This is a genomic window from Streptomyces sp. CoH27, from assembly GCF_020181035.1.
GTDB lineage: Bacteria > Actinomycetota > Actinomycetes > Streptomycetales > Streptomycetaceae > Streptomyces > Streptomyces camelliae.
This window is the reverse complement of the sequence record NZ_JAIQYY010000023.1, coordinates 44,858-69,107: the sequence shown is the minus strand read 5'-3', so window position 1 is coordinate 69,107 and position 24,250 is coordinate 44,858. Positions and strand designations below refer to the sequence as shown.

The 24,250-nt window shown below is 72.5% G+C and carries 26 protein-coding genes; 11 read left to right on the top strand and 15 right to left on the bottom strand.

Translation table 11 applies throughout. From position 1 onward, the window contains the following. Positions 1-32: 32 nt before the first annotated feature. A complete protein-coding gene (locus tag LE548_RS33495; protein ID WP_225100777.1) occupies positions 33-746 on the bottom strand; it encodes a nucleopolyhedrovirus P10 family protein in 714 nt (237 codons plus the stop codon). An 87-nt stretch (positions 747-833) separates the two neighbouring features. Between LE548_RS33495 and LE548_RS33490 the strand changes: the two genes are divergently transcribed. From LE548_RS33490 to amaP, 5 genes are all read left to right on the top strand, one after another. After that, positions 834-1,304 (top strand): Asp23/Gls24 family envelope stress response protein, encoded by a 471-nt coding sequence (locus LE548_RS33490; protein ID WP_225100776.1) that lies wholly within the window; start codon positions 834-836, stop codon positions 1,302-1,304. Positions 1,305-1,378: 74 nt separating this feature from the next. After that, positions 1,379-1,570, top strand: a complete 192-nt coding sequence (locus tag LE548_RS33485) for a hypothetical protein (protein WP_225100775.1) — start codon at positions 1,379-1,381, stop codon at positions 1,568-1,570. Between the two features lie 6 nt (positions 1,571-1,576). Further along, positions 1,577-1,948: a hypothetical protein gene (locus LE548_RS33480; RefSeq protein WP_225100774.1), complete on the top strand. Its 372-nt coding sequence runs from the start codon at positions 1,577-1,579 to the stop codon at positions 1,946-1,948. Beyond that, complete coding sequence (locus LE548_RS33475; protein ID WP_225100773.1) at positions 1,948-2,559, top strand: DUF6286 domain-containing protein; 612 nt, start codon at positions 1,948-1,950, stop codon at positions 2,557-2,559. The genes LE548_RS33480 and LE548_RS33475 overlap by 1 nt, the downstream gene beginning before the upstream one ends. 5 nt (positions 2,560-2,564) lie before the next feature. Next, positions 2,565-3,146 carry an alkaline shock response membrane anchor protein AmaP gene (amaP, locus tag LE548_RS33470; RefSeq protein WP_225100772.1) on the top strand — a complete coding sequence of 194 codons (582 nt, stop codon included), beginning with the start codon at positions 2,565-2,567 and terminating at the stop codon, positions 3,144-3,146. A 6-nt stretch (positions 3,147-3,152) separates the two neighbouring features. Here amaP and LE548_RS33465 read toward each other — a convergent pair whose 3' ends face one another. The 5 genes from LE548_RS33465 to LE548_RS33445 form a co-directional block, all read right to left on the bottom strand. Continuing rightward, entirely contained in the window at positions 3,153-3,908 is a 756-nt protein-coding gene (locus LE548_RS33465; protein ID WP_225100771.1) for an SDR family oxidoreductase, read from the bottom strand. A gap of 5 nt (positions 3,909-3,913) precedes the next feature. Then, positions 3,914-5,698, bottom strand: a complete 1,785-nt coding sequence (locus LE548_RS33460) for a glycoside hydrolase family 15 protein (RefSeq protein WP_225100770.1) — start codon at positions 5,696-5,698, stop codon at positions 3,914-3,916. A gap of 83 nt (positions 5,699-5,781) precedes the next feature. Further along, on the bottom strand, positions 5,782-6,636 hold the full coding sequence (locus LE548_RS33455; protein WP_225100769.1) for an SURF1 family protein: 855 nt from the start codon (positions 6,634-6,636) through the stop codon (positions 5,782-5,784). 16 nt (positions 6,637-6,652) lie between these two features. Then, positions 6,653-6,886 carry a hypothetical protein gene (locus LE548_RS33450; protein ID WP_225100768.1) on the bottom strand — a complete coding sequence of 78 codons (234 nt, stop codon included), beginning with the start codon at positions 6,884-6,886 and terminating at the stop codon, positions 6,653-6,655. A gap of 159 nt (positions 6,887-7,045) precedes the next feature. Then, on the bottom strand, positions 7,046-8,029 hold the full coding sequence (locus LE548_RS33445) for a DEDDh family exonuclease (RefSeq protein WP_225100767.1): 984 nt from the start codon (positions 8,027-8,029) through the stop codon (positions 7,046-7,048). Between the two features lie 275 nt (positions 8,030-8,304). Here LE548_RS33445 and LE548_RS33440 point away from each other — a divergent pair, with 275 nt between their 5' ends. Both LE548_RS33440 and LE548_RS33435 read left to right on the top strand, forming a co-directional pair. Further along, positions 8,305-9,015 (top strand): VIT family protein, encoded by a 711-nt coding sequence (locus tag LE548_RS33440; RefSeq protein ID WP_225100766.1) that lies wholly within the window; start codon positions 8,305-8,307, stop codon positions 9,013-9,015. Positions 9,016-9,155: 140 nt separating this feature from the next. After that, complete coding sequence (locus LE548_RS33435) at positions 9,156-10,205, top strand: zinc-dependent alcohol dehydrogenase family protein (protein ID WP_225100765.1); 1,050 nt, start codon at positions 9,156-9,158, stop codon at positions 10,203-10,205. Between the two features lie 4 nt (positions 10,206-10,209). Here LE548_RS33435 and LE548_RS33430 read toward each other — a convergent pair whose 3' ends face one another. The 4 genes from LE548_RS33430 to LE548_RS33415 all read right to left on the bottom strand — a co-directional run bounded on the left by LE548_RS33430 (position 10,210) and on the right by LE548_RS33415 (position 14,854). After that, on the bottom strand, positions 10,210-11,202 hold the full coding sequence (locus tag LE548_RS33430) for a CopD family protein (RefSeq protein WP_225100764.1): 993 nt from the start codon (positions 11,200-11,202) through the stop codon (positions 10,210-10,212). A 100-nt stretch (positions 11,203-11,302) separates the two neighbouring features. Further along, positions 11,303-12,697 (bottom strand): CoA transferase, encoded by a 1,395-nt coding sequence (locus tag LE548_RS33425; RefSeq protein ID WP_225100763.1) that lies wholly within the window; start codon positions 12,695-12,697, stop codon positions 11,303-11,305. A 40-nt stretch (positions 12,698-12,737) separates the two neighbouring features. After that, positions 12,738-13,256 carry a hypothetical protein gene (locus tag LE548_RS33420; protein ID WP_225100762.1) on the bottom strand — a complete coding sequence of 173 codons (519 nt, stop codon included), beginning with the start codon at positions 13,254-13,256 and terminating at the stop codon, positions 12,738-12,740. Positions 13,257-13,321: 65 nt separating this feature from the next. Beyond that, the gene (locus tag LE548_RS33415; RefSeq protein WP_225100761.1) at positions 13,322-14,854 is read right to left on the bottom strand and encodes a S8 family serine peptidase; all 1,533 of its coding nucleotides are present in this window, start codon (positions 14,852-14,854) and stop codon (positions 13,322-13,324) included. Positions 14,855-15,119: 265 nt separating this feature from the next. Between LE548_RS33415 and LE548_RS33410 the strand changes: the two genes are divergently transcribed. The 3 genes from LE548_RS33410 (at position 15,120) to moaA (ending at position 18,273) form a co-directional block, all read left to right on the top strand. Continuing rightward, a complete protein-coding gene (locus tag LE548_RS33410; RefSeq protein ID WP_225100760.1) occupies positions 15,120-15,476 on the top strand; it encodes a DUF485 domain-containing protein in 357 nt (118 codons plus the stop codon). Further along, positions 15,473-17,092 (top strand): cation acetate symporter, encoded by a 1,620-nt coding sequence (locus tag LE548_RS33405; protein ID WP_225100759.1) that lies wholly within the window; start codon positions 15,473-15,475, stop codon positions 17,090-17,092. The genes LE548_RS33410 and LE548_RS33405 overlap by 4 nt, the downstream gene beginning before the upstream one ends. A 191-nt stretch (positions 17,093-17,283) precedes the next feature. Then, positions 17,284-18,273, top strand: coding sequence for a GTP 3',8-cyclase MoaA (gene moaA / locus LE548_RS33400; RefSeq protein WP_225100758.1), 990 nt, complete (start codon positions 17,284-17,286; stop codon positions 18,271-18,273). 127 nt (positions 18,274-18,400) lie between these two features. Here the strand turns inward: moaA and LE548_RS33395 are convergent, their stop codons facing one another. Then, complete coding sequence (locus tag LE548_RS33395; RefSeq protein WP_225100757.1) at positions 18,401-18,619, bottom strand: hypothetical protein; 219 nt, start codon at positions 18,617-18,619, stop codon at positions 18,401-18,403. A gap of 175 nt (positions 18,620-18,794) precedes the next feature. Beyond that, the gene (locus tag LE548_RS33390; protein WP_225100756.1) at positions 18,795-19,172 is read right to left on the bottom strand and encodes a DUF3099 domain-containing protein; all 378 of its coding nucleotides are present in this window, start codon (positions 19,170-19,172) and stop codon (positions 18,795-18,797) included. A gap of 246 nt (positions 19,173-19,418) precedes the next feature. Here LE548_RS33390 and LE548_RS33385 point away from each other — a divergent pair, with 246 nt between their 5' ends. Continuing rightward, positions 19,419-19,706, top strand: a complete 288-nt coding sequence (locus LE548_RS33385; RefSeq protein WP_225100755.1) for a GlsB/YeaQ/YmgE family stress response membrane protein — start codon at positions 19,419-19,421, stop codon at positions 19,704-19,706. Positions 19,707-19,772: 66 nt separating this feature from the next. Here LE548_RS33385 and tyrS read toward each other — a convergent pair whose 3' ends face one another. The 3 genes from tyrS to LE548_RS33370 are packed head-to-tail and all read right to left on the bottom strand — an operon-like array spanning position 19,773 to position 24,012. After that, a complete protein-coding gene (tyrS, locus tag LE548_RS33380) occupies positions 19,773-21,041 on the bottom strand; it encodes a tyrosine--tRNA ligase (protein WP_225100754.1) in 1,269 nt (422 codons plus the stop codon). A 56-nt stretch (positions 21,042-21,097) separates the two neighbouring features. After that, positions 21,098-22,492: a TldD/PmbA family protein gene (locus LE548_RS33375; RefSeq protein ID WP_225100753.1), complete on the bottom strand. Its 1,395-nt coding sequence runs from the start codon at positions 22,490-22,492 to the stop codon at positions 21,098-21,100. Next, entirely contained in the window at positions 22,489-24,012 is a 1,524-nt protein-coding gene (locus LE548_RS33370) for a TldD/PmbA family protein (RefSeq protein WP_225100752.1), read from the bottom strand. Before LE548_RS33370 ends, LE548_RS33375 begins: the two co-directional genes overlap by 4 nt. Between the last annotated feature and the right edge of the window lie 238 nt (positions 24,013-24,250).

The following is a 24,250-nucleotide window of genomic DNA, read 5'->3' as shown; positions in this document are numbered from 1 at the left end:
CCCGCACCGGTCGGACGCCCCGCGCCGGCCGGTCAGTCCACCGCCGTGATCAGCACCGCCACCGTCGGCCGGTCCGCCAGCGCGTCCCGTACGGCCGTGCGGACCCGCCGGGCCACCTCGACGGCCCGGTGGTCCGCGCCGGTCGTCAGTTCCACGCGCGCGTGCCGGTGCGGCAGTGCCGTACCGGCCGGGCGTCGCTCCAGACGTACCGCCCGGCCGAGCGACGCCGTCAACTCCCGCACCCCCGGCACCGACAGCGCGGCCGCGGCCGCCCGCGCCTCGTCCGGATCCGTGGGTTCCCGGGCCGGTGCCGGCCGTGGCGGACGCACCTTTCGGGCCGGCTCCCGCGCATCCAGCAGGCCGGTCACCCGGAGGTCCACCTCCGTCACCACCAGGCCGAGCTGACGCGTCGCGGCCGTCGCCAGCCGCAGCCGCAGCCGGGACGCCACCGCAGGCAGGGGTTCGACGGCCGTCGCCGCGAAGTCCGCCGTCAGCCGCAGCGCGCCCGGGGGCAGCGCACCCGGCGGGGGCGGTACGGCGGGCTCGTGCACGTCGTCCGGATCGGCGAGGGCGATGCGCAGCGCGCCCAGCCGCACCCCGGACACCGCGTCCGCGGCCGCGCGCTCCAGTACGGCGGAGGCGGCCGCCTCCGCGATCCACGCGCCGTCGCCCGGACCGCCGAGCGGCAGCAGCCTGCCGAGCCCCAACTGGTCCCGCACAGTCCGTGTCCACCGCTCCGCCGTCATTCCACCAGCCTGCCGCATCCCCGGCGCGCGGGCGGGGAACCATGCGTACGGTGGTCGGGAGACGACGACCGAAAGGGACGTACGGCGATGACCGACATGACGACGACCCCAGAGGGTGAGCAGGAGCCGCAGCTGTCGACCCGCAAGCCCACCCGGCGTGGCGGCGGTGACCCGGCGGTCCGCGGGCGGACCACCATCGCCGACGGCGTCGTGGAGAAGATCGCCGGGCTCGCGGCCCGGGACGTGGTCGGCGTGCACGCCCTCGGCAGCGGGCTGGCCCGCACCTTCGGCGCCGTGCGCGACCGGGTGCCGGGCGGCTCCAAGTCGGTGACGCGGGGCGTCAAGGCCGAGGTCGGCGAGGTGCAGACGGCACTCGACCTGGAGATCGTCGTGGACTACGGCGTCTCGATCACCGACGTCGCCCGCGCGGTGCGCGAGAACGTGATCACCGCCGTGGAACGCATGACCGGGCTTGAGGTCGTGGAGGTCAACATCGCGGTGAGCGACGTCAAGCTGCCCGAGGAAGAGGAAGAGGAGGCCGAGCCCCGGATCCAGTGATCCGGCCGGGCTTCGGCCGGACCGCGGTCGGACACAGCCCCGGACCCGCACGCCGACGAGTTGAGGAGCGTTGCATGAGCATGGCCGTGGTCGGCATGATCGCCGGGATGGCGCTGGGCTTCGCCGGGTACTTCGGCGGGTTCGGCGCGTTCCTGCTGGTGGCGGCGCTGGGGGCGATCGGGTTCGTCGTCGGCCGGTTCGCGGAGGGCGACCTGGAACCCGGTGACTTCTTCCGCACCCGCGACCGGCGCGACCGGCGGAGGTGACCGGCGGTGAGCGCCGAGACCGGGGTGGTGCGCCCGCGCCCGCCTCTCGCGCCGCCCGGCGAGCGCGGCGCCCTGCGGATCGCCGACCGGGTCGTGGCGAAGATCGCCGCACAGGCCGCCCGCGAGGCGCTGCCGTCCCCGCCCGCCGACGCCGCCGCCCCGCACGCCACGGTCGTCGTCCACCATGAGACCGCCCGCATCCGGGTCCACCTCGAACTCGGCTACCCCTGCGACATCGGCGCCCACAGCGCCGCCGTGCGTCGTCACGTCACCGAGCGGGTAAGCGCGTTGGTGGACATGGAGGTGCCCGAGGTCGCCGTGGAGATCGAACGGCTGCATCCGGCACCGGCACCCGGCACGGTCCACGGGAGGGCGTGATGAGCGAGCCGCCGACGACCACCCCGACCCTCGACAAGCCCCCGCCCGCCGCGCCGCCAGCCCCGCGCGGCAGCCGCCGCTTCTGGTCGCCGCGCCGGGTCCCGGCCGCCGTCGTCGCCGTCCTGCTCGTGGCCGGCGCCGGCCTGCTGCTGTACGACGTCGCCGCCGTGCGCGCCCACCGCCCGGCGATGCGCTGGCGCCGCGCACTGGCCCGGCAACTGGCCGAACGGCAGCTGGACGACATCTGGGTACTGACCGGCGCGGGGGTCGCCGTCGCCCTCGGCCTGTGGCTGATCGTCCTCGCGGTCACGCCCGGCCGGCGCGGTCTGCTGCCGATGCGGCCCCCGCACCCCGACGTCCGCGCCGCGCTCCTGCGTGAGGCGGCGGCGCTGCTGCTGCGCGACCGGGCCCTGGACGTGTCCGGGGTCCGCTCGGTACAGGTGCGGATGCGCCGTACGAAGGCCGACGTCCGCGCCGTCTCGCACTTCCGTGACCTGGACGACGTACGCGCCGATCTGGCGCTCACGCTGAACGACGCGCTCCGGGGCCTCGGCCTGGCCCGGCCGCCCACCTTGGCCCTGCGGGTCGCGCGGCCCGGACGGAAGGGGTGACGGCGATGCGCACGGGGCGTCTCAACCGCGTCCTGCTGGCCCTCGCCGGCCTGCTCCTGCTGGTGCTCGGCGGCGCCGTACTGGCCGCCGGCCTGGGCGCGCCGATGCCCTCCTGGTGGCTCCACAGCGGCCCGCACGACGTCCTCCTGAGCCGCGCCGAGCGCACCCGATGGCGGCACGCGGACTGGTGGTGGCCGGCCGTCCTGGCCGGCCTGGCGGTCATCGTCCTGCTGGCCCTGTGGTGGCTCACGGCGGTCCTGCGCCGCCGCCGGCTGAGCGAGATCCTCATCGACACCGGCGACGGCGACTTCGCCCTCCTGCGCGGCAGGGCCCTGGAGCTGGCGCTGGCCCAGGAGGCCGGCCGGCAGGAGGGCGTGGCCCACACCGAGGTCCTCCTGCGCGGCCGCCGTACGGCACCCACGGCAAGGATCCTGCTCCGACTGGAGCCCCACGTGGACCCGGCGACGGCCCTGGACACGTTCACGGCCGAGGCCCTGACCCACGCACGCGAATCGGCGAGGCTGGCGACTCTTCCGGCGGAAGTATGCCTGCGAGCGGTCAAGCACCATGCGGAAAGGGTCACCTGACGATCGTCAGAACCCGTGCCGCATGCCCCCGTCCACCGGCAGCATGACTCCCGTCAGATACGAAGCGGCCGGAGACAGCAAGAACGCCGCAACCTTCCCGAACTCCTCCGGCGCCCCGTACCGCCGCAACGGGATCCGGGACTCGTTCGCGGCCCGAGTGGCCTCAGGATCCGCGGACAGCCCGTCGAGCTCGCGTACGCGGTCCGTGTCGATGCGCGACGGCAGCAGCCCCAGCACCCGGATCCCCCGCGGCCCCAGCTCGTCCGCGAGCGACTTGGCGAACCCGGCGAGCCCCGGCCGCAGGCCGTTGGAGATGGTCAGCCCCGCGATCGGTTCGTGCACCGAAGCGGACAGCACGAACCCGATGACCCCGCCCGGCTCCAGCTCCGCCGCTGCCGCCCGCGCGAGCCGCACCGCGCCGAGGAACACCGACTCGAACGCGCCGCGCCACTGCTCGTCGGTGTTGTCCGCGACGAACCCGGGCGGCGGCCCGCCCACGCTCACCAGCACGCCGTGGAAGCCGCCGAACCGCTCACGGGCGGCCGCGATCAGCCGCTCGGGAGCCTCGGCGTCGGAGTTGTCCACGGCCACGCCCAGCGCGTCCGGGCCCAGCTCGGCGGCGGCGTCGGCCACCCGCTTCTCGTCCCGGCCGGTGATCACGACCTTCGCCCCGTCCGCGACGAGTTCCCGCGCGGCGGCGTTGCCCAGCCCGCGCGTCGCCCCGGTGACGACGTACACCCGGTCCTTCAGTCCAAGATCCATGGCCCCTATCCTGCCTCGTCCTCCCCGAAGAGCGTGAGGGCGGTGTTCACCAGGGCGATATGACTGAAAGCCTGCGGGAAGTTGCCCACCTGGCGGCCCAGCCCGGGGTCGTACTCCTCCGCCAGCAGCCCCACGTCGCTGGTGAGGCCCACCAGCCGTTCGAACAGCTCCCGGGCCTCGTCCTCCCGGCCCGTCAGATGCAGCGCGTCCGCGAGCCAGAACGAGCAGGCGAGGAACGCGCCCTCGCCGCCCGGCATGCCGTCGACGCCGATCGCGTCGGTGTCGTAACGCCGCACGAAGCCGCCGTGACCCAGGTCCTCACGGATCGCGTCGACCGTGCCGATCACGCGCGGGTCGTCGGGCGGCAGGAAGCCGACCCGGGGGATCAGCAGCAGCGCGGCGTCCAGTTCGCGCGAGCCGTAGTACTGGGTGAAGGTCTTCCGCCGCGCGTCGTAGCCCTGCTCGCACACCTCCCGGTGCACCTCGTCGCGCATCGCCCGCCAGCCGTCCGCGTCGCCCTCCAGCTCCGGGTACTTCTCCAGGGTCCGTACGGCGCGGTCGGCGGCCACCCACACCATCACCTTGGAGTGCACGAACTGGCGCCGGCCGCCGCGCACTTCCCACAGGCCCTCGTCGGGCTGCTGCCAGGACGACTGGAGGAACGTCATCAGCGAGCGCTGGATGGCCCACATGTGCGGCTTGCTGGGCAGGCCCGCGCCGCGCGCCAGGTACAGCGAGTCCATGACCTCGCCGTACACGTCCAGCTGGAGCTGGCCGACGGCGCCGTTGCCGACGCGTACCGGCGCGGAGTCGGCGAAGCCGGGCAGCCAGGACAGCTCCCACTCCGGCAGCCGGCGCTCACCGCCCAGGCCGTACATGATCTGCAGGTCCGCCGGGTCGCCCGCGACCGCGCGCAGCAGCCAGTCACGCCAGGCCTCGGCCTCCTTGTGGTAGCCGGCGTGGAGCAGGGCACCGAGGGTGAGGGTGGAGTCGCGCAGCCAGCAGTAGCGGTAGTCCCAGTTGCGCACCCCGCCCAGCTCCTCGGGCAGCGAGGTGGTGGCCGCGGCGACGATCCCGCCGGTCGGGGCGTAGGTGAGGGCCTTGAGCGTGATCAGGGAGCGTACGACGGCGTCCCGGTACGGCCCGTCGTAGCGGCAGCGGGAGGCCCAGCGCCGCCAGTCCTTGACGCTGGCGGTCAGTGCCTTGTACGGGTCGACGAGCGGGGGGCGCGGCTCGTGCGAGGGGTGCCACGTCAGCACGAACGCGACCCGCTGGCCTTTGCCGACGGTGAACTCGGAGTGGGTGCCGAAGTCCTCGCCCCACATGTCCACGTGCGGCTCGGCGCGCAGCCACACCGAGTCCGGCCCGGCGACGGCGACCCGGTGGCCGTCGGAGCGCCGCATCCAGGGGACGATCGAGCCGTAGTCGAAGCGCAGCCGCAGGGTGCTGCGGACGGTGACGTGTCCGCTGACGCCCTCCACGATGCGTACGACGTCGGGCGCGCGGTCGCGCTGCGGCATCAGGTCGGTGACGCGTACGGTGCCCTCGTCGGTCTTCCACGCGGTGTCCAGGACGAGGGTGTCGGTCCGGTAGGCGCGGCGCGTGCAGGCGCCGGCCCCCTTGGGCGCGATCCGCCAGTAGCCGTGGTCCTCGTCGCCCAGCAGCTTCGCGAAGCAGGCGCCGGAGTCGAAGCGGGGCAGGCACAGCCAGTCGATCGACCCGTCGCGGCCGACCAGGGCCGCGGTCTGTTCGTCCCCGATGACGGCGTAGTCCTCGATGCGCGCGTTCACGGGATCCGGTTTCCCGGACGGCCTGGGGGCCAATCAGGTGGTGCGCCGGGGGAGTGAAATGCCGTTCCCCGCGCGCCCCTGGATCACACGGCGGCGGGTTCCGTCTCCTCGGGCTTCTCCGGCTTCTCCTGCGCGTCCGTCGCGGCCTCGGCCGCCGCGGCCTCCTCCTGGTCGCGGATCTCGCGCCGGAGCAGGAACCACCAGCCGACCGGGACGCCCGCGGCGAACAGCCACCACTGGATCATGTACGCGTAGTTCAGCGGGGCGTCCTCGCTGCCCGGGTCGGAGATCTGCTCCGGGGAGTCGGTCTGCGGCCCGGTCTGCTCGACGTAACCGCCGAGCACCTGGGCGCCGAGCCGATGCGCCTGCTGTGCGCTGTTGATCAGCATGATCTGCCGGTGGGGCAGGCCTTGGACGTTCTTGATGCCGCTCGCCGCGGTGGTCTCGTCGGCCATCAGCCGGCCGGTGATGGTGGTCCGGCCGGCCGGCGGGGCGGGGATCTTCGGGAAGGCGGTCTGGGCGCCGTTGGCGGGGATCCAGCCGCGATTGACGAGCAGCACCTTGCCGTCGGTGAGGACGAACGGGGTGAGCACGTGGAAGCCGACCTCGTTGTCGGAGTTGGTCCGGCGCCGGACCACTTCCTCCTTGGCGGTGTCGAAGGTGCCGGTCGCGGTGACCGTGCGGTACTTCTCCGTGCGGGTCACGGCGTGGCCGGGGGAGGAGAGCTGCTCGACCGGGACCGGCTTGGCGTGCAGCGCCTCGGAGACCAGGTTGTTGCGCGCGGTGCGCTCGTCGTACCGGTGCCCCTGCCAGAAGCCGAGCCGGATCATCGTCGGGATCAGTGCGATCGCGACGAGCGTGAGGATGATCCACTGGGCGGACAACAGGAAGCGGTAGCGGTGCACCCCACGACGGTACCTCCGGGCCGTGGGGCGCATTCAGGCGGGTACCGGGTCACACCCGGTCGACGATCCCCACCTTTCCCGCTGCGCGGGCGCAGTGCGCGCCGCAGTAGAACTTGCCGTCCGCCTCCGCGCCCTGGCCGATGATCGAGGTGTTGCAGTTCTCGCAGACCGGTGCCATGCGGTGGATCGCACAGGAGAAGCAGTCGAAGACGTGCACCGCGCCCTGGGCGTGGACCTCGAAGGTCATTCCGTAGTCATTGCCGCAAACTTCGCATTTCGCCATGCGCCACAGGGTGGGCCGCCCACCCGGCCGCGGGCGAGCGGCCGCCGGGTGAGTCGTACGGCAATCACCCGTTCGTACGGCCACTCGTGCCTGCGTACGGCCACTCGCGCCTTCGTGCGGCCACTCGTGCCTTCGTCGGCCGCTGTCCCGCTCGTCCGGTCAGTCGTCGGCGGGCTCGACATCGCGCAGCAGCTGCCCGAAGGCGGCCTCGTCGACCACCGGGGTGCCGAACTGGCGTGCCTTGACCACCTTGGACGTGCCCGAGTCGGGGTCGTTGGTCACCAGCAGGCTGGTCAGCCGGGAGATGCTGGACGCCACATGCAGCCCGGCCTCGGTCGCCCGGTCCTCCAGCAGCTCGCGCTCGGTGGAGGTGTCCCCGGAGAACGCCACCCGCATGCCCTGTTTGAGGCGTTTGCCGTCTTCGTAACGGCCGGGGTTGGGGTACGGGCAGGCGGGCCGCCTCCGGGACGGGCGCCACGTGCTCGGCCGGTAACCGCCGTACCCGCCCGAGGCCTGCCGGGGCACAGGGCGGTCCGACCACTCCGTCAGTGGCCGGCACTCCAGCAGCGGCAGCCGTACGCCGCCCGCCGCGGCGGCCCGCAGGCTCGGCCGGAACGCCTCCGCCAGCACGCGCGCGTCGTCCAGCGCGTGGTGCGCCCGCTGCTGTACGACGCCGTAGTGCGCCGCCAGCGACTCCAGCTTGAAGTTGGGCAGCGGCAGCCCCAGCTCCTTCGACAGCGCGATGGTGCACAGCCGCTGGCGCACCGGCGCCTCGCGCTCCGCGCGCGCGTACTCCCGCGCGATCATCTGCCAGTCGAAGACGGCGTTGTGCGCGACGAGCACCCGGCCGTCGAGCCGGGCCGCGAACTCCTCGGCGATGTCGGTGAACAGAGGCGCCCCTTCGAGTACCTCGCTCGTCAGACCGTGTATCCACACGGGTCCCGGATCGCGCTCCGGGTTGACCAGCGTGTACCAGTGGTCCTCGACCTCGCCGCGCTCGTCCAGCCGGTACACGGCCGCTGAGATGATCCGGTCGTCCCGGGCCAGGCCGGTGGTCTCCACGTCAACGACCGCGTATCCCTTCGGATACGCGGCCGGCCACTGGGTGGGGGAGGACACTGCGGTCGCACGGTCTTCGAGCATGGTCATTGAGGATACGGGTCACGACTGACACCCCGGTCCCACACCCGCCCGCGGCCCCGCCGCAGTCCGGCCCGCGGCTCCGGCCCAGCCGGCCGCCGGACGAAGGGCCGCCCCGGTGCCGGGGCCGGTGCACCGCGCCCGCCGGCTCGCGGGGTTCATGTCCGAGCCCCCGAACGGCTCTGCGGAGTCGTCCTGTTGCCGGTCACCGGCGAGGTGACCCCGCCCGGGTGTGGTGATGCCGGGGCAGCGGCCCCGGGAGTGCGATCCTCCCTGCTGTGACGGAACCAACCCATGACGAGGCCCACGGGGGCGCGCTCGGTTCGCGGCTGAACTGGCTGCGGGCCGCCGTGCTCGGCGCGAACGACGGCATTGTCTCCACCGCGGGCATCGTCGTCGGCGTCGCCGGTGCGACCCAGAGCAGGTCCGCCCTCATCACCGCCGGGCTCGCCGGCCTGCTCGCCGGGTCGATGTCCATGGCGGTCGGCGAGTACGTCTCCGTATCCGCCCAGCGTGACTCCGAGAAGGCCGCGCTGGCCCTGGAGAAGCGGGAACTGCGGGAACAGCCGGAGGCCGAACTGGAGGAGCTGACCAACCTGCTGGAGGGACGCGGTCTCACCCGGGAGGTGGCCCGGGAGGCCGCCGAACAGCTCACCGCGCGGGATCCGTTGCAGGCGCACGCGCGCGTGGAGCTCGGGATCGACCCCGAGGAGCTGACCAACCCCTGGCACGCCGCGTGGGCGAGCTTCCTGGCGTTCACCGTGGGCGCGCTGCTGCCGCTGCTGGCCATCGTGCTGCCCCCGGTCGCCTGGCGGCTCCCCGTCACCGTCCTGTCCGTCCTGGCCGCCCTCGTCCTCACCGGCTGGGCCAGCGCCCGCCTCGGCGCGGCGGATCCCGGGCGCGCGGTGCTGCGCAACGTGGTGGGCGGGGCCCTGGCGATGGGGGTCACCTACGCGGCCGGACGGCTGCTGGGCGCGGCAGGCGTCTGACGGGCGAGCCGGCCGGCGCACCCTCGTCCCGGCCGGCGCACCCCTCGTCGCGCGGGGCCCGGTCGCGGCGGCGTACGGTGAGGTGCGCTCGCACACCCCCTGAGCGCACCGCACGCCCCCGTACGAGAAGGACCCTCGCCATGCGCGCCACCACCATCCACGCCCCGTACGACATGCGCGTGGAGGACGTCCCCGACCCCGTGGTGCAGCTGCCCACCGACGCCGTCGTACGGGTGCTGCGCGCCTGCATCTGCGGCAGCGACCTGTGGGCCTACCGGGGTGAGGCGGCCCGGCAGCCGGGGCAGCGTATCGGGCACGAGTTCCTCGGTGTCGTCGAGGAGACCGGCTCGGAAGTGTCGACCGTGCGGCGCGGTGACCTGGTGGTCGCGCCGTTCGTGTGGTCCGACGGCGTGTGCGACTACTGCCGCGAGGGCCTGACGACGTCGTGCGAGCACGGCGGCTTCTGGGGCTCCGTCGGCTACGACGGCGGCCAGGGCGAGGCCGTGCGCGTGCCGTTCGCCGACGGCACCCTGGTCCAGCTGCCCAAGGAGGCGGCCTCCGACGACCGCCTGCTGTCGGCGCTGCTGACCCTCTCCGACGTGCTCGGCACCGGCCATCACGCCGCCCTCGGCGCGGGCGCCCGCCCCGGCGCCACGGTCGCGGTCGTCGGTGACGGCGCGGTCGGCCTTTGCGCGGTACTGGCCGCCAAGCGGCTCGGCGCCGAGCGCATCATCGCCCTCGGCCGGCACGAGGTCCGCACCGACATCGCGCGCCGCTTCGGCGCCACGGAGGTCGTCGCCGAACGCGGGGAGGCCGCCGTCGAGGCCGTCCGCGAGCTGACGCGCGGTCAGGGCGCGCACGCCGTCGTCGAGGCCGTCGGCACCGAGCAGTCCATGCGTACGGCCGTCGACATCACCCGGGCCGGCGGCGCGATCGGTTTCGTCGGCGTCCCGCACGGCAGCGGCACCGGTCTGGATCTTGGCGTCATGTTCGACCGGAACATCGCCCTGCGCGGCGGCGTCGCCCCGGTCCGCGCCTACATCCCCGACCTGCTCCCCGACGTCCTGGACGGCACGATCGACCCCTCGCCGGTGTTCGACATGACCGTCGGCATCGAGGACGTCCCCGAGGGCTACAAGGCGATGGACGAGCGCACCGCCCTCAAGGTCCTGGTCACAGGCGGCCGGTGACCCGCTAGGTCCAGCGGATCGGCAGGGGCAGCGCCGTGAGCAGGCCCGAGACCGCCACGACCGCGCCCAGGGCGATCACCTCGGCCCGCGCGGGCACGGACGCGGCCAGCGGGTCCGGCGCGCGCCGCAGCCGGATCCGGGCCCATAGGGCGAGCAGGGCGACGACGGCGACCAGGACGACCTTGGCCAGCAGGGCGCGTCCGTACGCCGTCGTCGTCAGCTGGTCCAGGATCGTGGCCGCCGGCATCCGCCGCAGCGAACTCCACACGCCCGTCGCGGTGATGGCCGCCAGCAGGACCAGCGCCACGCGCGCGTAGTGGCCCAGCAGTGCGGCCCCCGCCGGATCGCCGCGCCACAGCCTGAGCGTGCGCAGGGCGTACGGCAGCCCGCCGGTCCACAGCGCCGCGCACGTCAGGTGCACCGAAGTCAGCGCCGCGCCGGTCAGCGAGCCGTGCTCGGTCGCGGGGTGCGCGCGCAGCGCCTCCGCGACCACCGCCGCGGCCAGCGGCCACACCTGCGCCGCCGGGTGCCGGGAGAGCGCGCACAGGCCCGCCAGCAGGAAGGCGTTGACCTCCAGCAGGGCCAGTTTGCCGTCTCGGGAGCCGTAGAGCCCGCCGACGTCGATCTGGCCCAGGCTGTGCGGGATCAGATCGCCGGCGGACACCACCGAGGCGAGCGCCAGCGCGGCGAGGAAGCCGGCCGCTGCGGCGAACGCCGCCCAGCTGCTCGGCCGTTCGGGCGGGGCGCCGGGCAGCCGCCGGGCCAGTCCCCGCACGAACAGCTCGCCCAGCGGCACGCTCAGCGCGGCGAACAGCACCGTCCGCAGCAGACCGATGCCGCCCACGCCCGGCGCGGCGGCCTCCCCGGTGCCGTGCAGCGCCGCCGACGGCCCGAGCAGCGGGATCAGGGCGCCCAGCGCGGTCAGGGCGAGGAGGGCGACGGTCCGGCCGGTGCCGCCCTCTTCCGTCGCCTCGGCGGTCGGTCGCATCGCGCTCATCCCGCGATCTTCGCCAGTCGGCACAGAACCGGGCAAGTACCGGATAACAACTGGCAGTTCGGCATTCCACGCAAACGCAGATTTCCGGCCGACCGCGCGCTCACCGCCAGCGGGCCGGTGACGACCCCCAGGGCACCGGAGGCGCCGCCCAGCCCTCGGGGCCGCCCGCGAAGGCCACCGGCGCCACGGCGTGCCGCAGCCGGCCGAGCGGGCCGTCCGTCTCGGCCAGCCAGGCGTCCGGGCCCTCGTACGGCGCACCCGTGGCCGGCGTTCCCGTGTCCGCGGGCGGCCGGATCCCGTCGGTCAGCCAGTGGGCCGTCCGGGCCAGCGCCAGCCGCACCGACCGGCCGCCGCCGTCGTACGACCGCTCGGTCAGCGCCCGCAGGACGGCCGCCGCCAGCAGATAGCCGGTGCCGTGGTCGAGCGCCTGCGCGGGGAGCACACCCGGCGCGTCCGCCGAGCCCTCGGTCACCGCGATGCCGGTGGCGACCTGCACCAGGCTGTCGAAGCCACGCCGCGCGCCCCAGGGGCCGTACGCGCCCCACGCCGAGACCTGCGCCACGACCAGCCCGGGCCGGCGCTCGATCAGCGCCTGCGGAGAGAGCCCGAACCGGTCGAGGGCGCCCGGCCGGTAGCCGGTGACGACGACGTCCGCCGATGCCAGCAGCTCCTCGAAGGCGGCGCGGTCGGTGCCGAGGTCGAGCGTGGCCGACCGCTTGCCGAAGCCCGTGTCGGCGTGCTGGTCGGGGAGTTCGGGCAGCCAGGGGGCGTCCAGGCGCAGTACGTCCGCGCCCAGCAGGGCGAGGGTGCGGGTGGCGACGGGACCGGCGAGGACCCGGGTCAGGTCGAGGACGCGCAGTCCGGCGGCGGGCAGCAGGGGGGTGGCGCCGGGGTCGAGCGGGGGAAGCACGCGCGCGTGGGCCGCGTCCGGGCGCTCGCGCTCGACCAGCGGGCGCGCGGCCACCTCGGCGGCCTGCCCGGTGGCCGCCCACTCCTTCGGGCCGCGCAGGGCCACGGCGAGGCCGCCGGCGCCGTAGACCGCCTCCTCGACCTCCAGGGCGGGCCGTTCGGCGAGCCGCGCGGCCGTGTCCTGCGCCGAGGCGTCCGCCGGCAGGCCCAGTGCGCCGAGCAACCGGGCCCGGTGGTGCGGGTAGTTGGCGTGGGTGCGCACCCAGCCGTCGGCCGTCCGCCAGAACCGCGACAGCGGCGCGAAGGCGACCGGCGCCCGCCCGTCGACCAGCAGCTGCCGCTCGCTGTGGAAGGCGGTCGCGACGGCGCCGTCGTCGACCCGGACGGCGGGCACCTCGGCGAGCCCGGCCCGGCGGGCCGCCAGCTCCGCGGCGGCCAGCGCGCAGGCGCCGACACACGCGCGTGCCAGCTGCCGTACGGGAAGCCGCGCCGGAAGGGCGCCCGGCCGCTGGACCGCCGTCACCCGGGAGAGGAGGGCGGGATCGCCGCCCAGTGCAGACCATGCCACCTCGATATCAGCAGTCATGACTACACTATGCATTATTGATCGATCAATATTGATTGAATCAACCCGTGGGGGAGGCAGGGTGAGGCCAGTACAGGCTCACCTCCTTGCGGACGTCGGACGGCCGCAGCTGCCAGCCTTGCGCCTGCGCCCGCTCGGCGACGTACCGGGCCCCCGCGCCCCGGTAGTCGCGCACGGGCACCGTCCACTCGCGCGGTACCGCCGGCTTCGGCTGCGCGACCTGCTCGGTCCGGCGGGTGACGGCCTCGTCGACCAGCGCCCGGTAGTAGGCGCCGTCCCCTTCGTGCCGCATCTCCCGCCGGCCGACGCACCAGCGGGGGAGCGCCGTCCGGGCCGTCAGCCGGTCGAGGAACCGGCCGGCGGCGTTCTCGGCCCGGTCGCTGAACGTCGTGACGATCTCCGCCAGCGCGGCGAAGCCCAGCACGAAGCCCCAGACGAGCAACACCCACAGCCAGTGCACCGGCCGGTAGGCGGCACTCAGCACGAAGCGCCGTATCAGCCAGGCGCGGGGCCGCACCGGCGCGGGCTCCCAGGCCGCCGGATCCTGAAATGAGTTCATGGCCGGATCATGCCGTACGGGCGGGTGGCCGTTACGCGCCTCCGCCAGCCACCCGCGGCCGGGCCCTACTTGGTCACCGCGGCCAGCGCGTCCGCCGTGCCGAAGCCGTAGAAGCCGTTGTAGTTCTTCGCCCCCTCGCACACCGCGTCGGCCTTGCCGTCACCGTTGATGTCGTACGGGTCCGTGCACGGCGTGGCGTCGGCCTCCGCGTACAGCAGCGCCTTCACCAGGCTCGCCGGAGCATGCGGATGGGTTGACTTGATCAATGCGGCAACACCCGCGACATGCGGGGTCGCCATCGACGTACCGGCCATATAGCCCCACTTGCCGCCCGGCAGCGGACCCAGGATGAGACCGCTCGTCGCCGGGGGCTCCGGCTTCTGGTAGGCGGTCGAGTCGCCGCCCGGCGCCGCGATGTCGATCACACCGAGGCCGTAGTTCGAGAACGACGACTTCAGGCCCTTCGCGCCGGTCGCCGCGACGGTGACGACACCCGGCAGCTGGGTCGGAATGTCGTAGCACGTGTGCGGGTCGATCACGCGGTCCGACGGGGTGCCGTCGTCCGGGGAGGACGGGTCGGTGATCGCGTCGGACGCGAGGTCGTAGTTCTCGTTGCCCGCCGCCGCGACGTTGACCGTGCCCTTCTTCTCCGCATACCGCGAGGCCCGCGTGATGGCGTCCACCAGCGCCTTCTGGTCCGGGTCGTCGGTGCAGTTGAAGTACCACGGGTCGGTGTAATAGCTGTTGTTGGTCACGTCGATGTGATGCTCCGCCGCCCACACGAAGCTGCAGACCACGGCCTCCGTGTAGAAGAACCCCTGCGAGCCGGCGGCGGCCTTGATACCGGCCACCTTGACGCCCGGTGCCACGCCGGTGATGCCGATACCGTTCTTCGCCGCCGCGATCTCACCGGCCACATGCGTGCCGTGCGGGCTTTCCTGCGCGCTCGGCCGCCAGGCGCCGTCCGTCGTGTCGGGCTTGCCGGACACGCAGTTGACGGAGTCCGCGCGGTTGAAGTTGGGCGCGATGTCCGGGTGGGTGTCGTCCACACCGGTGTCGATGACCCCGACCGTGACGTCCGGGCTGCCCAGCGTCTTCTCGTGCGCCTTGTCCGCCTTGATGGCCGGCAGGTCCCACTGCAGCGGCTCCAGCGGGTCCTGCCCCGCCGTCGCCTTCGCCTCGGCCGCGGCGATCTCCTCGGCGCTCAGCGTCTTCGGGGCGCCCTCGTCGGTGGTGGACTGGGCGGGCAGCGGCGCGGTACGGGTGGCACCGGCCGAGTCCACCCCGGGCACCGCGCGGATCTCCTTGGCGAAGTCCGGGTCGGCGGAGTCGACGACGATCACCCCGATCCGGTCGTAACCGGCCACGACGGAACCGCCGTTGCGCGTGATCTCCCGCTCGACCGACTCGATCGTGCGGTGGTCGGTCCGGGTGTTGACCACGTACGAGAGGTTCGGGCCGGTCTCCGCCGCCCGCGCCGCCGGTGCCGTGGCCGGTGCCGCCGAGGCCGCCGCCGGCAGGAAGCCGAGCGAGGCGGTCAGGGACAGCACGACGGGCACGGCGAGCGCGAGCCGGCGTCTGGAACGCAGATGAGCCATGGGATCTCCACTTCATCCGGATACGGAACCGCCCGAGACACGGGTGGTGCGGCTCGGGCAGGTACATGACGAGTGGTGCGGGGTGAAGCTATCTCGCCGGCTTACCGATCATCAATGACTTGGCAATGACTCGACAAGACCGCTTGCGGATCAACTCATAGGACTTGAACCGGTCCTCGCGTGGCGCCGTGGACCTTGGGCAGGGAGCACGAGCACGATCGAGCCTCCCGTCGTCCATGGCATCCGCGAACGCGAGGAGACCTCCGTGGCCACCGAGACACCGCCCCCCGCACGGTCGGGGACCAACCTTCCCTCCACCGAGGAGTTCGCAGAGGTGCAGCAGAGCGCGGAGTTCGGCGAACTGCGCCGCGCCCACCGCTCGTTCGCCTTCCCGCTCACCATCGCCTTCACCGCCTGGTACCTGCTCTACGTCCTGCTCTCCAACTACGCGGACGGCTTCATGGGCACCAGGATCGCCGGGAACGTCAACGTCGCCCTCGTCCTGGGCCTCGCCCAGTTCCTCACCACGTTCCTCATCGCCTGGTGGTACGCGCGGCACGCCGCCGCCGAGCTCGACCCCAAGGCGGAAGCCATCAAGTCCCGGATGGAGGGCGGCGCATGAGCCCCGCGATCACGGTGGCCGCCGGCGAGGCGAGCCAGCACCGGCCGCTGATCATCACCCTGTTCGCGGTGTTCGTCGCCGCGACCCTCGTCATCACCGTCTGGGCCGGCCGCCAGACGAAGGACGCGGCCGACTTCTACGCCGGCGGACGCCAGTTCACCGGCTTCCAGAACGGTCTCGCCGTCTCCGGCGACTACATGTCCGCCGCGTCCTTCCTCGGCATCGCCGGCGCCATCGCCCTCTTCGGCTACGACGGCTTCCTGTACTCCATCGGCTTCCTGGTCGCCTGGCTCGTCGCCCTGCTCCTGGTCGCCGAGCCGCTGCGCAACTCCGGCCGCTACACCATGGGCGACGTGCTGGCCTACCGCATGCGCCAGCGCCCGGTCCGCACGGCGGCCGGCGTCTCCACCATCGTCGTCTCGATCTTCTACCTGCTGGCCCAGATGGCGGGCGCGGGCGTCCTGGTCTCCCTCCTCCTGGGCATCACCAGCGACGGCGGCAAGATCGGCATCGTCGCCCTGGTCGGCGTCCTGATGATCGTCTACGTCACCATCGGCGGCATGAAGGGCACGACCTGGGTCCAGATGGTCAAGGCCGTCCTGCTCATCCTGGGTGCCCTGCTGCTGACGTTCCTGGTCCTGCTGAAGTTCCACTTCAACGTCTCCGATCTGCTCGGCAGGGCCGCCGACAACAGCGGGAAGGGTTCCGCCTTCCTGGAGCCCGGCCTGAAGTACGGCGCCACCGGCACCACCAAGCTGGACTTCCTCTCGCTCGGCCTCGCCCTGGTCCTCGGCACCGCGGGCCTGCCGCACATCCTGATCCGCTTCTACACCGTGCCGACGGCGAAGGCCGCCCGGAAATCGGTGATCTGGGCGATCGGTCTGATCGGCGCCTTCTACCTGATGACCCTCGCCCTCGGCTTCGGCGCCGCCGCGCTGATCAAGCCGGCCGAGATCATCGCCTCCAACAAGGCCGGCAACACCGCGGCCCCCCTGCTGGCGCTGCACCTGGGCGGCGTCGACTCCAACTGGGGCGCCGTCCTGCTCGCCACGATCTCCGCGGTCGCCTTCGCCACGATCCTCGCGGTCGTCGCGGGCCTGACCCTGGCCTCCTCGTCGTCCTTCGCGCACGACATCTACGCCAACGTCATCAGGAAGGGGCAGGCCACCGAGAAGCAGGAGATCGGCGCGGCCCGCTGGGCGACCGTCGGCATCGGCGCCGTCTCCATCGTCCTCGGCGCCCTCGCCCGCGACCTGAACGTGGCCGGCCTGGTCGCCCTCGCCTTCGCGGTCGCCGCCTCCGCGAACCTGCCCACCATCCTCTACAGCCTGTTCTGGAAGCGGTTCACCACCTCCGGCGCCCTGTGGTCGATCTACGGCGGCCTGGTCACCGCGGTCGGCCTGGTGCTGTTCTCACCGGTGGTCTCCGGCAGCCCGGCCTCGATGTTCCCCGGCGTCGACTTCCACTGGTTCCCGCTGGAGAACCCCGGCATCATCTCCATCCCCGTCGGCTTCCTGCTCGGCGCTGTGGGCACCCTGCTGTCGAAGGAGGTCCCGGACGCCGGCAAGTACGCCGAACTGGAGGTGCGGTCCCTGACCGGCACCGGAGCGCACTGACACCAGCGCCGGCACCAGCCTGACACCAGCACGGACACCTTCGTACGACGGCCGCGTCGGCCAGGACTGTACGGTCCTACGACGCGGCCGCGTCGTACCTCGTCGGATCGGGTCGCTGTCGTTGTCAGCGGCGTCACGTAGGCTCGCAGGTAACGCAACCCGAATACTCCGGGACGAGGGAGGGGGCCCACGTGCTCATCGACACCTACGGCCGAGTGGCCACCGACCTGAGGGTCTCGCTGACCGACCGGTGCAATCTGCGCTGCACCTACTGCATGCCCGAGGAGGGCCTGCAGTGGCTGGCCAAGCCCGACCTGCTCACGGACGACGAGATCGTCCGCCTCATCGACATCGCGGTGCGCATGCTCGGCATCGAGGAGGTCCGCTTCACCGGCGGCGAGCCCCTGCTGCGCCCGGGTCTGGTCGGCATCGTCGAGCGCGTCGCGGCCCTCACCCCCCGCCCCCAGACCTCGTTGACGACCAACGGCATCGGCCTCAAGCGCACCGCGGCGGCCCTGAAGGCGGCAGGCCTGGACCGGGTCAACGTCTCCCTGGACACCCTGCGCCCGGACGTCTTCAAGACCCTCACCCGCCGCGACCGGCACAAGGACGTCATCGAGGGCCTGGAAGCCGCCCACGAGGCGGGCCTCACCCCCGTCAAGATCAACTCGGTGCTGATGCCGGGTCTGAACGACGACGAGGCCCCCGACCTGCTGGCCTGGGCGATCGAGCACGGCTACGAACAGCGCTTCATCGAGCAGATGCCGCTCGACGCCCAGCACGGCTGGAAGCGCGAGGGCATGGTCACCGCCGGGGACATCCTCACCTCCCTGCGCACCCGCTTCGACCTCACCCCCGAGGGCCAGGACGAGCGCGGCTCGGCCCCCGCGGAGCGCTGGCTGGTCGACGGCGGCCCGGACCGGGTCGGCGTCATCGCCTCGGTGACCCGCCCCTTCTGCGCGGCCTGCGACCGCACCCGCCTCACGGCCGACGGCCAGATACGCACCTGCCTGTTCGCCACCGAGGAGACCGACCTGCGCGCGGCCCTGCGCTCCGGCGCCCCGGACGAGGAGATCGCCCGCATCTGGCGGCTGGCCATGTGGGGGAAGAAGGCGGGGGCGGGCCTGGACGACCCGTCGTTCGTGCAGCCGGACCGGCCGATGTCCGCGATCGGCGGCTAGCTCGGTTCGGTCGAGCCCCAAAGGGGCGCGGGGCTGTACCCGATATGCGGCTACTGGCGCGGGCGCGACCAGCCACGACGGTGCCGCAGACGACCGACTGCACATCGCGGCACTTCGAGCGGAGCGCTCAGGCCCCTTCGGGCGCTTCCCAGTCCTCGAACTTCACCACGTCCTTCAGAAACCCCCGCACCCCGAGAAACTGCGAGAGATGCTCGCGATGCTCCTCGCACGCGAGCCACGTCTTGCGCCGCTCCGGCGTGTGGATCTTCGGGTTGTTCCAGGCCAGCACCCACACGGCGGCGGTACGGCAGCCCTTGGCGGAGCAGACAGGGGTCTCGTCAGTCACAGGTTCGTCTCGCAGAAAAGGGCCCGAACAAGGCGACGCCGAGCAGCCACGGGGGGAGCTGCCCGGCGTCGGTCCGTCGCTCCGACGGGGGATGCGGAGCGCGTACGCAGTATGTCACGGCAACCCCGTCGACCGGCACCGTAACTGCACGATTGATCTGAGCTTTTCTTGAGCTTCATGGGTGGCGCGCATTCCGCTTCTGCTCAGCCCCGGCGTCCCCCGGCACGGACTGCGCCCCCGCGTCCTCGGCCCGCGGCGGCGTGATCATCGGCGGCGTCGGCATGCTGACGAACGTCGACGGCAGGGACGGCGGCCGCTCACGGCCCGCGTTCGCGATCACCACGGCGACATAGGGGAGCAGCGCACCGAACACCAGCGCCACGACGGCGACGTACCGCTCGACGTTCCACAGGGCGACCGCGAGGATCACCGACACCGTGCGGATCGTCATCGAGATGACGTACCGCCGCTGCCGGCCCCGCACGTCCTCGGCGAGACCCGTCCGGGCTCCGGTGATCCGGAACACCTGGACTCCGCCGTGCTGTTTCCGCATCACAGTCCACCATCCGCCCGCATCGGACTCTCCCCCGGCCCGCACCGTCGTCCACGCCCGGCCGGGAACCGGGCAGGGACACGTCCCACGTTACGCCGCGGCCCTGCCACCGACGAGACCGGGGCACCCACTGCCTGCGACAACGCCCCCGGAACCGCCCCGCACGGGCCAACCCGACATGCGCCGTACGGACCACCCCACCACACTGGCCGTAATGCTCACGTAGAGCCGTACGAGGAGGCAGCCATGGGCTGGTTGTGGGCGATCATCGTGGGATTCGTGCTCGGCATCATCGCCAAGGCCGTCATCCCGGGAAGGCAGCACAGCCCCCTGTGGCTGACCACCATCTGCGGCATGCTCGGCGCCATCGTGGGCAATGCCGTTGCCCGCGCCGCAGGCGTCGCCGCGACCCGGGGCATCGACTGGACCCGGCACATCTTCCAGCTCGTGGCGGCCATCATCATCGTGGGGGCCGTGGACGCCTTGTACATGGCGACGCTGGGGAAGAAGAAGGCACAACGGACGTCGGCCTGAAAACGTCCTGAAGGTGCAAAGGGGCGCGGGGCCGCATCGATGTGCGAACCCCACGCCCCGATGGCGCTAAGCCGAAACAACCTCCACCGCGGCCAGGTTCTTCTTTCCCCGCCGCAGCACGAGCCACCGCCCGTCCAGCAGCTCCTCCTTCGCCGGGACGGCATCCTCGGAGGCGACCTTCACGTTGTTCACGTAGGCCCCGCCCTCCTTCACCGTCCGCCGCGCGGCGGACTTGCTGGCGACGAGACCGACCTCCGCGAACAGGTCGACCACCGGAGCCAGCTCGGTGACCTGAATGTGCGGCACCTCGGAGAGCGCCGCCGCCAGCGTCGCCCCGTCCAGGTCCGCCAGCTCGCCCTGCCCGAAGAGGGCGCGGCTCGCGGCGATCACCGCGGCCGTCTGGTCGGCGCCGTGCACCAGCGTCGTCAGCTCCTCGGCGAGCGCCCGCTGCGCCGCCCGCGCCTGCGGACGGTCCTGCGTCTGCTGCTCCAGCTCCTCGATCTCCTCGCGGGACTTGAAGCTGAAGATACGCAGGAACTTGGAGACGTCCCGGTCGTCCGCGTTCAGCCAGAACTGGTAGAACGCGTACGGCGTCGTCATCTCGGGGTCGAGCCAGACCGTGCCGGACTCGGTCTTGCCGAACTTGGTGCCGTCCGCCTTGGTGATCAGCGGGGTGCCGAGCGCGTGAACCACGGCGTGCGGCTCGACCCGGTGGATCAGGTCGGTGCCCGACGTGAGGTTGCCCCACTGGTCGCTGCCACCGGTCTGCAGGGTGCAGCCGTACCGCCGGTACAGCTCAAGGAAGTCCATGCCCTGCAGGATCTGGTAGCTGAACTCGGTGTAGCTGATGCCCGCGTCGGAGTTCAGCCGCCGGGAGACGGCCTCCTTCGCGATCATCTTGTTGACCCGGAAGTGCTTGCCGATGTCCCGCAGGAACTCGATGGCCGACAGGCCCTGGGTCCAGTCCAGGTTGTTGACCATCACCGCGGCGTGCGGGCCCTCGAAGTCCAGCAGCGGCTCGATCTGCGCGCGCAGCCGCTCCACCCACTGGGCGACGATCTCGGGCGCGTTGAGCGTGCGCTCCGCGGTGGGCTTCGGGTCACCGATCAGACCGGTGGCACCCCCGACCAGGCCCAGCGGACGGTTGCCCGCCTGCTGGATGCGGCGCATCGTGAGGATCTGCACCAGGTTGCCGAGGTGCAGACTGGGCGCGGTCGGGTCGAAGCCGCAATAGAACGTGACGGGACCGTCCGCGAACGCCTTGCGCAATGCGTCCTCGTCCGTGGAGAGGGCGATGAGCCCACGCCACTTCAGCTCGTCGACGATGTCCGTCACGGTTCTCGTATCTCCTTGATGATCTTCGGGCAGTCGAGCGACTACCGCCTACGAGGTTATACGCCCTGACTGACAGAGCTCATATTGAAATCAGGGATCCGCAGCGCGGGCATCGCGGCCCGGGTGAACCAGTCGCTCCACTCGCGCGGCAACGTCTTCTCGGTGCGCCCGGCCTCGGTGGCCCGCCCCAGGAGGTCCACCGGCGACTCGTTGAACCGGAAGTTGTTCACCTGCCCGGTCACCTCGCCGTTCTCCACGAGGTAGACGCCGTCCCGGGTCAGACCGGTGAGCAGCAGCGTCGCCGGGTCGACCTCGCGGATGTACCACAGGCAGGTCAGCAGCAGCCCGCGCTCGGTCCCCGCGACCATCTCCTGAAGCGAGCGGTCGTCCCCGCCGTCCAGGATCAGGTTCCCGAGCGCCGGGGCGACCGGCAGCCCGGTCAGCGCGGCGCTGTGCCGGGTGGTGGTGAGGTTCTTGAGCACGCCGTCGTCGATCCACCGCGTGGTGTGTGCCGGCAGCCCGTTGTCGAACACCGACTGGTCGCCGCCGGAGGAGTGGGCGACGACGAAGGGCGCGCACTCCAGGCCGGGCTCGTTCGGGTCGCTGCGCAGCGTCAGCGGCAGGTCGCTCAGCCGGTCGCCCACGCGCGTGCCGCCGCCCGGCTTGGAGAACACCGTCCGGCCCTCGGCCGCGTCCCGGCCCGACGCCGACCACAGCTGGTAGATCAGCAGGTCCGCGACCGCGGTCGGCGGCAGCAGCGTCTCGTACCGGCCCGCGGGCAGCTCCACCCGCCGCTCCGCCCAGCCGAGCCGTACGGCCAGCTCGGCGTCCAGGGCGCCCGGGTCGACGTCCTTGAAGTCCCGCGTGGAGCGGCCGGCCCACGCCGAGCGCAGCCGGTCGGGCGACTTGGCGTTCAGCTCCAGCGTGCCGGTGGGCTGGTCGTGGCGCAGGCGCAGGCCCGTGGACGTACCCACATACGTGGACACCAGCTCGTGGTTGGCGAAGCCATAAAGCTCACGGCCGCCCGCACGCGCGCGTGCGAACGCCTCGCCGAGCGCCGGGGCGAAGTCGGCGAACACCGCGGAGGAGGTCTCGGCGGGCGCATCCGCGAAGTCGGGGGACTCCGGCACCCCGGTGACCAGGGGCTGGGCGTCCTCGGCGGGCCCGGCACCGCGCGCGGCGGCCTCGGCGGCCCGCACCAGCGGCTCCAGCTCGTCCGCCGTGACGGCCGACCGGGACACGACCCCCGAGGCCGTGCCCTCCTTGCCGTCCACGGTCGCGATCACGGTGAGCGTACGGCCGCGCGTGACACCGTTGGTGGTGAGCGCGTTGCCCGCCCAGCGCAGGTTGGCGGTCGAGTGCTCGTCGGCGATGACGACACAGCCGTCGGCCCGGGACAGCGCGAGCGCCTGCTCGACGACCTCGTGCGGCTTGTTGCTACGGGCGCTCATCGACCGGCCTCCTGCGTGGTGTTGAGGATGTTGACGCCCTTGAACAGGGCCGACGGGCACCCGTGCGACACGGACGCCACCTGGCCCGGCTGGGCCTTGCCGCAGTTGAAGGCGCCGCCGAGGACGTACGTCTGGGGGCCCCCGACCGCCGCCATCGAGCCCCAGAAGTCCGTGGTCGTGGCCTGGTAGGCCACGTCCTTCAGCTGCCCGGTGATCCGCCCGTTCTCGATCCTGAAGAAGCGCTGCCCGGTGAACTGGAAGTTGTACCGCTGCATGTCGATCGACCAGGACCGGTCGCCGACGACGTAGATGCCCCGGTCGACGCCCCCGATCAGATCCTCGGTGGACAGCCCGGCGGGATCCGGCTTCAGGGACACATTGGCCATGCGCTGCACGGGCACATGCCCGGGGGAGTCGGCGAAGGCGCAGCCGTTGGAGCGGTCGAACCCGGTCAGCTTCGCAATCCTGCGGTCCAGCTGGTAGCCGACCAGCGTGCCGCCCTTCACCAGGTCCCAGGACTGCGCCTCGACGCCCTCGTCGTCGTATCCGATGGTCGCGAGGCCGTGCTCGGCGGTGCGGTCGCCGGTGACGTTCATCAGCTCGGAGCCGTACCGCAGCTTGCCCAGCTGGTCGAAGGTGGCGAAGGAGGTGCCGGCGTAGGCGGCCTCGTAGCCGAGCGCCCGGTCCAGCTCCGTCGCATGCCCGATGGACTCATGGATCGTCAGCCACAGGTTGGAGGGATCGACCACCAGGTCGTACAGGCCCGGCTCCACGCTCGGCGCCCGCATCTTCTCGGCGAGCAGCTCCGGGATCCGCTCCAGTTCGCCGTCCCAGTCCCAGCCCGTGCCGGTGAGGTACTCCCAGCCGCGCCCGACCGGCGGCGCGATGGTCCGCATCGAGTCGAACTCGCCGCTCGACTCGTCCACCGACACGGCGGTGAGCTGGGGGTGCAGCCGTACCCGCTGCTGCGTCGTCACGGTCCCTGCGGTGTCGGCGTAGAACTTGTTCTCGTGCACGGTGAGCAGCGAGGCGTCCACATGGTCGACACCCCGCGCGGCCAGCAGCCGCGTGCTCCAGTCGGCCAGCAGTGCGGCCTTCTCCTCGTCGGGCACCGAGAACGGATCGATCTCGTACGACGAGATCCACGTCTTGTCGGCGTGCACGGCTTCGTCGGCCAGCTCCACCCGCTCATCGGACCCTGCGGCCCTGATCACCTGCGCGGACAGCTTGGCCATCGCCACCGCCTGCGAGGCGACCTTGGCCGCCGCGTCCAGGGTCAGGTCCACCCCGGAGGCGAAGCCCCACGTACCGCCGTGCACGACCCGGACCGCGTACCCGAGGTCGGTGGTGTCCGACGAACCGGCGGGCTTGGCGTCCCGCAGCCGCCAGGAGGCGCTGCGCACCCGCTCGAACCGGAAGTCCGCGTGCTCGGCCCCCAGCGCACGCGCGCGTGCGAGCGCGGCGTCGGCGAGGGCCCTGAGCGGCAGTGCCAGGAACGACTGATCGATGTCATGGGGCACGGGTGGGAATCCCTTCGGTGCTCGCCTGTGATGACCGTCGCAGGCAGTGAATCATGTCTCACTCCCAGGGCTCTCCCGAAAAAGCGCGAGGGTCTGCGGCCGGAGCGGGAGGGCTCTGCAGCCAGGAATGCGAAAGCCGCGGTAAGTGCGGTCCGGCCGGGCAGTAGGGTGGCTCAGTTGCGTGGTCGTCGTCCGGCCGTCGGCCGATCTTGGGGACGCGGCACACGGACAAGCGTTG

Coding starts and splice junctions, on each gene's coding strand:
- LE548_RS33495 (WP_225100777.1), bottom strand. CDS start 746: ATGACGGCGGAGCGGTGGACACGGACTGTGCGGGACCAGTTGGGGCTC.
- LE548_RS33490 (WP_225100776.1), top strand. CDS start 834: ATGACCGACATGACGACGACCCCAGAGGGTGAGCAGGAGCCGCAGCTG.
- LE548_RS33485 (WP_225100775.1), top strand. CDS start 1,379: ATGAGCATGGCCGTGGTCGGCATGATCGCCGGGATGGCGCTGGGCTTC.
- LE548_RS33475 (WP_225100773.1), top strand. CDS start 1,948: ATGAGCGAGCCGCCGACGACCACCCCGACCCTCGACAAGCCCCCGCCC.
- amaP (WP_225100772.1), top strand. CDS start 2,565: ATGCGCACGGGGCGTCTCAACCGCGTCCTGCTGGCCCTCGCCGGCCTG.
- LE548_RS33465 (WP_225100771.1), bottom strand. CDS start 3,908: ATGGATCTTGGACTGAAGGACCGGGTGTACGTCGTCACCGGGGCGACG.
- LE548_RS33455 (WP_225100769.1), bottom strand. CDS start 6,636: ATGCGCCCCACGGCCCGGAGGTACCGTCGTGGGGTGCACCGCTACCGC.
- LE548_RS33450 (WP_225100768.1), bottom strand. CDS start 6,886: ATGGCGAAATGCGAAGTTTGCGGCAATGACTACGGAATGACCTTCGAG.
- LE548_RS33445 (WP_225100767.1), bottom strand. CDS start 8,029: ATGCTCGAAGACCGTGCGACCGCAGTGTCCTCCCCCACCCAGTGGCCG.
- LE548_RS33435 (WP_225100765.1), top strand. CDS start 9,156: ATGCGCGCCACCACCATCCACGCCCCGTACGACATGCGCGTGGAGGAC.
- LE548_RS33430 (WP_225100764.1), bottom strand. CDS start 11,202: ATGAGCGCGATGCGACCGACCGCCGAGGCGACGGAAGAGGGCGGCACC.
- LE548_RS33425 (WP_225100763.1), bottom strand. CDS start 12,697: ATGACTGCTGATATCGAGGTGGCATGGTCTGCACTGGGCGGCGATCCC.
- LE548_RS33420 (WP_225100762.1), bottom strand. CDS start 13,256: ATGAACTCATTTCAGGATCCGGCGGCCTGGGAGCCCGCGCCGGTGCGG.
- LE548_RS33415 (WP_225100761.1), bottom strand. CDS start 14,854: ATGGCTCATCTGCGTTCCAGACGCCGGCTCGCGCTCGCCGTGCCCGTC.
- LE548_RS33405 (WP_225100759.1), top strand. CDS start 15,473: ATGAGCCCCGCGATCACGGTGGCCGCCGGCGAGGCGAGCCAGCACCGG.
- LE548_RS33390 (WP_225100756.1), bottom strand. CDS start 19,172: ATGCGGAAACAGCACGGCGGAGTCCAGGTGTTCCGGATCACCGGAGCC.
- LE548_RS33385 (WP_225100755.1), top strand. CDS start 19,419: ATGGGCTGGTTGTGGGCGATCATCGTGGGATTCGTGCTCGGCATCATC.
- LE548_RS33375 (WP_225100753.1), bottom strand. CDS start 22,492: ATGAGCGCCCGTAGCAACAAGCCGCACGAGGTCGTCGAGCAGGCGCTC.